Annotated in this window: 6 protein-coding genes; 5 read left to right on the top strand and 1 reads right to left on the bottom strand. The window is 35.7% G+C overall.

The window, feature by feature from the left end; all coding sequences use genetic code 11:
* Window positions 1–29 precede the first annotated feature (29 nt).
* From AC11ZT_RS12745 to AC11ZT_RS12730, 4 genes are all read left to right on the top strand, one after another.
* On the top strand, window positions 30–1,127 hold the full coding sequence (locus tag AC11ZT_RS12745) for an endospore germination permease (protein WP_484059961.1): 1,098 nt from the start codon (window positions 30–32) through the stop codon (window positions 1,125–1,127).
* Complete coding sequence (locus AC11ZT_RS12740) at window positions 1,120–2,553, top strand: spore germination protein (protein ID WP_484059960.1); 1,434 nt, start codon at window positions 1,120–1,122, stop codon at window positions 2,551–2,553. Before AC11ZT_RS12745 ends, AC11ZT_RS12740 begins: the two co-directional genes overlap by 8 nt.
* Complete coding sequence (locus AC11ZT_RS12735; protein WP_484059959.1) at window positions 2,550–3,695, top strand: Ger(x)C family spore germination protein; 1,146 nt, start codon at window positions 2,550–2,552, stop codon at window positions 3,693–3,695. Before AC11ZT_RS12740 ends, AC11ZT_RS12735 begins: the two co-directional genes overlap by 4 nt.
* 268 nt (window positions 3,696–3,963) lie before the next feature.
* Window positions 3,964–4,905: a 3-hydroxyacyl-CoA dehydrogenase family protein gene (locus tag AC11ZT_RS12730; RefSeq protein WP_484059958.1), complete on the top strand. Its 942-nt coding sequence runs from the start codon at window positions 3,964–3,966 to the stop codon at window positions 4,903–4,905.
* Window positions 4,906–4,992: 87 nt separating this feature from the next.
* On the opposite strand, the gene AC11ZT_RS12725 is transcribed toward AC11ZT_RS12730, so the two are convergent.
* Window positions 4,993–5,937, bottom strand: coding sequence for a ketopantoate reductase family protein (locus AC11ZT_RS12725; RefSeq protein WP_484059957.1), 945 nt, complete (start codon window positions 5,935–5,937; stop codon window positions 4,993–4,995).
* Window positions 5,938–6,068: 131 nt separating this feature from the next.
* On the opposite strand from AC11ZT_RS12725, the gene AC11ZT_RS12720 reads away from it, so the two are divergent.
* Window positions 6,069–6,448, top strand: a 380-nt coding sequence (locus AC11ZT_RS12720) for a DUF1835 domain-containing protein (protein WP_484059956.1), incomplete at its 3' end; no start/stop codon positions are given.

Here is a 6,448-nt window from a genome sequence, read left to right as displayed (position 1 = left end):
AGATAATGATAAGGTAAGGGAGGATCCTATTGAAAAATTCTGATAGCATCACCGTCTTTCAACTTTCATACTTAGCGATGATGGCTATAGGCTTTAAAACGCATGTCACGATTATCCCACCTTTACTACAGACTGCCGGTCGTGATGGATGGATTTCCGTACTTTTCTCCGTTATTGTTATTAGTCTATGGTGTATTTTATTGATTTCTATTCATAAGGAAACAAAAAAACAACATTTGAATATTTGGTTAAAACAACATATAGGTATATTCTTTACGGCACTCATCCTAATAGTGATTTGTATCTATTTGATCTTGCTTGCTTCCTTTTCAATACGAGAAACTATAACATGGGTACGAATTGACTTTTTACCAACAACGCCGGAATGGGTAGGTACAATAATGTTTGGAGCCCTTTGTACGATTACCGCAGCATTCGGTCTACGTACAATGGCAATTATTAATTTTTTTCTATTGACGATGGTCTTAGTATTCGGCTTTTTTGTTGCTACAGTTAATATACAAGTAAAAGATTATTCGTTACTCCTTCCGATATTAGAAAATGGATTTTCACCTATTTTGAAGGCGAGTATATACCAAATTGCAGCAATGGCAGAACTTCTTTTTTTTCTATTTCTACAACAAAAAATAGAAAGGCCTTTTCGCTACCGTGATTTTTTTATTAATATTTTGCTACTCGGGTTTTTAACAATGGGTCCTCTTGTTGCAGCCATCGCAGAATTTGGACCTGTAGAAGCTGCGAAACAGCGACATCCAGCTTATGAAGAATGGGGTCTTGTGCAGCTTGGTCAATTCATTGAACATTTTGATTTTTTATCTATTTATCAATGGATGTCTGGTGCCTATATTCGTACTTCTTTACTTCTACTCATTACGATAGAACTGATAAATATAAAAAACAAAAAAATAAATAAATGGATATTATTTGGTGCATTCCTACTAATGACAAGTGTAGGCTTTATTCCCATGAGTGATTCTGTATTTTATAAACTACTCATTACCATACTCCTTCCTACGACTGCTTATCTTTTTATTGGAATCTCTATTTTGCTTGGAATAATCGTTCTGTTTACTCGAATTAAAGGAGGAAAATCAACCAATGGATGATAAAACATTCCGATCTTTATTTCAAAAATGTGGAGATGTTACATTCCAGCAGATTTCATTATCAGGGTACACTATCCTATTCGCCTTTTGTCAAGGAATGGTTAAGACAGAAATGATCGACTCTATCATTTTTGTAAGATTAAAAAATTTTATTGAGCAATATAAAGTCATTACACAGGAAGAGATTCAAGAGTATTTCCCTGTTTCTGGATTAACGTGGGTTGAAAATAAGGAACAAATTATCAATAATGTGTTTTCTGGGAAGCTTGTAGTTTTAATAGAAAAAGTTAATATAATATTTTCTGTTGATATATCGAACGTTCCAAATCGAAAACCAGAAGAAACCAAAACAGAAGTGACTGTGCAAGGACCAAGGGATAATTTTATTGAAGATCTTACGACGAATGTTGCATTAATTCGCAAGCGATTACGAACCAATTCTCTGTGCATAGAATACCTTGAAATAGGTAAACGTTCCAAAACGAAGGTAGGCATTATTTATATTAATGATATTGCAGATCAAACCATTCTTAAAGAAATTAGAAAAAAACTACAAACTGTTAATATAGATAGTATTTTCAGCGGAAATCAACTAAAGGAACTTTTTGATGATGATCCTTACAATATTTTTCCGCGAGGTCAATACACGGGTCGTCCTGATTTTATTGTGCATTCGTTGCTTAGTGGCCGTTTTTCTATCCTTATTGACGGGGTTGCCTATGCAATTATTGCGCCTGCTAATTTATTTTTTTTACTAAAGACAGGAGAAGACACAGAGAATACATATCTATACAATTCCTTTGAACGATTGATGCGAGTCATAGGGCTAATCATTTCCACTTTTTTACCAGGGTTTTGGGTGGCACTAACGTCCTTCCACCAAAATCAAATTCCATTCACTTTACTTGCCACGGTAGTAGAATCAAGAAGGGGAATTCCGCTTCCAAGTGTATTAGAAGCTATTTTAATGATGCTTCTATTTGAATTATTCCGAGAAGCGGGGATGAGATTACCGCTTCCTGTTGGCCAGACTTTAAGTGTTGTTGGTGGATTAATTATCGGTGACGCCGCCATTCGCGCTGGATTGACAAGTGCATCGATGCTCGTCATTATTGGAGCTTCCACTGTTGCTACGTTTACTCTTGCCAATCAATCACTTATTGGCACGGTGACCTTGTTGCGCTTTTTCGTTCTTTTCCTTTCGGGTATATTTGGACTCCCAGGTTTTTTTACAGCTCTTTTCTGCATTTTATTATATATAGCACGAATCCGGACATTTGGTGTTCCCTTTCTTGGAATTGCTACACGTATAAATGTATCAAATATTTTGCACGCGGTATTTCGTTTACCAGCTAAAGCAAATAATCAACGTCCACATGCTCTTACTCCAAAGGATAAAACTCGCTCAGGGGGAAAGAAAGGATGAAAAGAAAAAGAATTCTTCTGTTGTTTTTCATCCTTTGTCCTCTTCTTGGTGGATGCTGGGATTCAGTTGAGCCAGAGCGGATGGCCTATCTACATGGCCTAGGAGTTGATTATAAAGATGGCCAGTACGTTGTGTATGCACAATTAATAAGCATTGGAAGTCTAGCAAAATCAGAGAGTGGAGGTGCAATTAGTAAAGAGAAGATTGAAATTGGTCACAGTGCTGGAAAGGATATAGATGAAGCTATGTTTAAGTTGTACAATTCAACGCAAATTCGCCTCTTTTGGGGCCATTTGAAATTTTTGGTGCTTTCAAAGTCTGCACTTGAAAACCAAGGATTGGATAAAGTATTGGACTTAATGGACCGCTATCGCGAGACACGCTATCGCATGTATATGTATAGTACTGAAGAAGATATTAAACAAGTATTAAGTTCTTATCAGCCAGTACAAATTACTTCAGCACTTAATAAATTAGCAGAGCCCACGAATAGCTATAAGCAAAACTCTTTCATTTTACCATTCAAAATGCGTGAATTCTTAATTGAACTTCAACAACCAGGAAATTCTGGAGTCCTTCCGAAAGTAAGTTTAACAAAAGGAGATACATGGGGAGAAGATCATAAAAAACTGCCAGCCATTCAACTAGATGGCATGTCTTTGGTAACAAAACAAAATTTAATTGGTTCACTAACCGGTAATGACATAGCAGGATATCGATGGATGACAGAAAAGTCAAAACGAAACGGTCTTTCGATTGAGAAAGATGGCAAAGTTATTGCGAAAGTTGTTATTGGCAAAAATAAAGTTAAGATTCAGCCAAGCATGAACGGAGAGAATGTTCACTTTACCATTAACGTGAAAGCTAGCGGAATTATCAATGAATTAGATCAAAGTGTAGATGAAGTACTTATACGCGATTACGCTGCTGCAAAAATAAAAGAGGAAATACTGCATACATATGCTAAAGCAGTCACCATGAATGCGGATATCTATCAATTAAATGAGGTATTGCATAAAAAAAACAATAAGCTCTGGAAAAAATTAAGTAAAAATGGAATACTCCCTTTGAATGAGGATTCTATTTCGGTTAATGTATCAGTTATGATTAAAGACGCAGGAAAGCTTCGTACTACGAAATAAGTAATCCCTCTTCTTTCTACGAAGGGGGATTACTTATTTGTTTTTTTCTAAATAATTAACAATTTTACATGAACATTTACATCTACTTGCGTACTACAAGCAAATATCTCATATATTCTTCTGCACGCTATACTTCCTCCTACCTATAATTCGGACACTGACTTTATATTAATGATGAATAACTGTGTATGGATTAGTCAAAAAAGAGGAAATTTGCTACTTGAAATGGAATATGTTTCATATCGCGTTTTGGAGGAGGAAACAATATATGTTACATAACATTTCAATTATTGGTGCTGGAATTATGGGTCAAGGTATTGCTCAGGCTTGCGCAATGTATGGAAACGAGGTTGTTTTACACGATAATAATAAAGAATCTCTGTCACATGCAATGGATTCGATTCAAGAAAATTTAACTTTGTTCATACAACATGGAATCATCACAACTAAAGAGAAAGAAGCTACCTTAAAACGTATACAGACATCCATTGATCTACATGAGAGCGTACACCGTGCAGATTTTATTATCGAAGCAATTCCTGAAGTGATTGAGTTAAAGTGGGATCTATTTAACAAACTAGAAGATATAGTTGAGGATCATGTTATTATCGCATCTAATACGAGTACACTACCTCTGACCGAACTGATTACATATGCTAAAATACCAAGTCGGTTTATTATTACTCATTTCTTTAATCCCGCTCACTTAGTGCCACTTGTTGAAATTATCAATCATGAAACGACTGCACAATACGTGATTGATACAGCCATGCAATTACTTACTACTATGGGGAAAGTACCTGTATTATTAAAAAAAGAAGTTCCTGGTTTTATCGCAAATCGTCTGCAAGCAGCCCTACTACGTGAAGCTCTTTATTTATTACAAAGCGGAGTCGCTGATGCACGGGATATCGATACCGCCATGAAAAGTGGCCCAGGCTTTCGCTGGGCATTTATTGGTCCATTAGAAACTGCAGATTATGGTGGCCTTGATACATGGAAACGTGTGCTGGACAATCTATCACCTGTGTTAGCGAAAGATGAAAGTGCTCCAGAACTTATTAGAGATTTAGTAGAACAGAATAAGCTTGGTGTAAAGACTGAAAGTGGAATATATGATTATAACAATGCTTCTATACATACTGCATTACAAAAAAGAGATGACAATTTTATTCAACTTTTAAAAATTAAGCATACTGAGACCAATTGAAAGAAATGTTTTGCTAAATAAAAGTAAACGAGGGGAAGAAAACTTTCCCCTCGTTTTATTCGAACTTTGTTTTGAAATAAGAAAAACTTATACAAATGATGGAGCAAATGAAGTATGTTGCATCGCTTCATTTGCTTTAATGATAGAATAGAGTGTTTGATTTACAGGAGTATCCACTCCATATTTTTTCCCTAATTCACAAATCACCCCGGCAAAGGTGTCAACCTCTGTTACTCTTCCTAATTCCACATCTTCAAGCATAGAAGTACGACTTGTTGGATTTAGCTGGTTTAATACATCATACCATCTCGTAATATCATCACCTGATAAACCCACACCAGCTTTATTCGCAACGTGAATAACTTCCCACATCGTCGTTTCCATCAACTGTTTGGCTTCATCAATTGTTTGAAAAACGCCGTAGCGTCCTCGTAACACTGCGGAACATTGGTTGATCCCTACGTTAATCATAAACTTATACCAAAGAGATCGAAGCATATCTTCTGGAATTTCATAGGAAATAGCTGTTTGATCAAATAATTCTTTTACTGCTTTTACATTTTTCGTATAATGTATATTTTCTTTTTCGCCAAACACAATGGTTCCTAGATTTGAAAAGCGAGTATGATTATCTGCGCGATTGGCATCAATCGCAATACACATGGAATAAAGCATTTTCTCCATACCGTATACTTTCCCAATTGCTTCTTCGCTTGTAATTCCATTTAATAAGGATAGGATAATAGTTTGTTTTCCAACATGGTTCTTTATGTCTTTGATAGCTTGTGTTAATTGATTTGCTTTAACCGATACAAGAATTAAATCGGCAGGTTCAACAATCTCCGCTGGATTTACATATGTAAAATCATATTTTTCATCATTTACAAAAATTCCCTTTTCTTGGTACCGCGCTGCACGCTCTTGTTCAGCAATCACTCGGATTGCGCCATGATGATGTTTCAACAATTGACTCCCATACGCACATCCAATTGCTCCTAGACCTATGAGCGATATATTTTTAATTTGAACCATTTAGATTTCTCCCCCTTGTTTATGTACAAATCCTAGATTTATTCTCTACAAATACTATATCATTGTTCATATACTCCGTAAAAAGCAAATAAAGTCTGATCTCAAAAAATTATATATGAGAGGGTGACTCAATGATTCACATTGTAAATGGGGAAGTAGTTGGAGAGAAGATAAAAGATATTGACGGTGATGTAATCGTTTGGAGAGAAATGTACGATTGGGGTCCGCTAACAAAGGATAGCTCGACAGACCAGTTTATAATCCGCCGCGCATTTTTTTTTGAGCAAAAGTTAGGTATTCCAGCAACAATATTTATTGCAAATTGTAAAAATCAAAATCAGCTACTTAACGATTTGCCTAGGTCAACAGAGATAACGCTTTGGTTTGAGCATGATAGATATGACCAAACTATGTTCATGTTTTTACTTCATGAATTATCAAGAAAAGGATTCCATAATCTTTCAATGGTAAGCGTGAATCATTATCCAGGGGTTGAACCTTTTTATGGTTT

Source organism: Ectobacillus sp. (assembly GCF_056992975.1).
Note: the sequence above shows the minus strand (reverse complement) of the source record. Positions and strands in the feature narration are given on the sequence as shown.

What these genes read in the sequence shown, in the direction of transcription:
- AC11ZT_RS12740 (WP_484059960.1), top strand. Translation starts at nt 1,120, where the DNA reads ATGGATGATAAAACATTCCGATCTTTATTTCAAAAATGTGGAGATGTT.
- AC11ZT_RS12735 (WP_484059959.1), top strand. Translation starts at nt 2,550, where the DNA reads ATGAAAAGAAAAAGAATTCTTCTGTTGTTTTTCATCCTTTGTCCTCTT.
- AC11ZT_RS12730 (WP_484059958.1), top strand. Translation starts at nt 3,964, where the DNA reads ATGTTACATAACATTTCAATTATTGGTGCTGGAATTATGGGTCAAGGT.
- AC11ZT_RS12725 (WP_484059957.1), bottom strand. Translation starts at nt 5,937, where the DNA reads ATGGTTCAAATTAAAAATATATCGCTCATAGGTCTAGGAGCAATTGGA.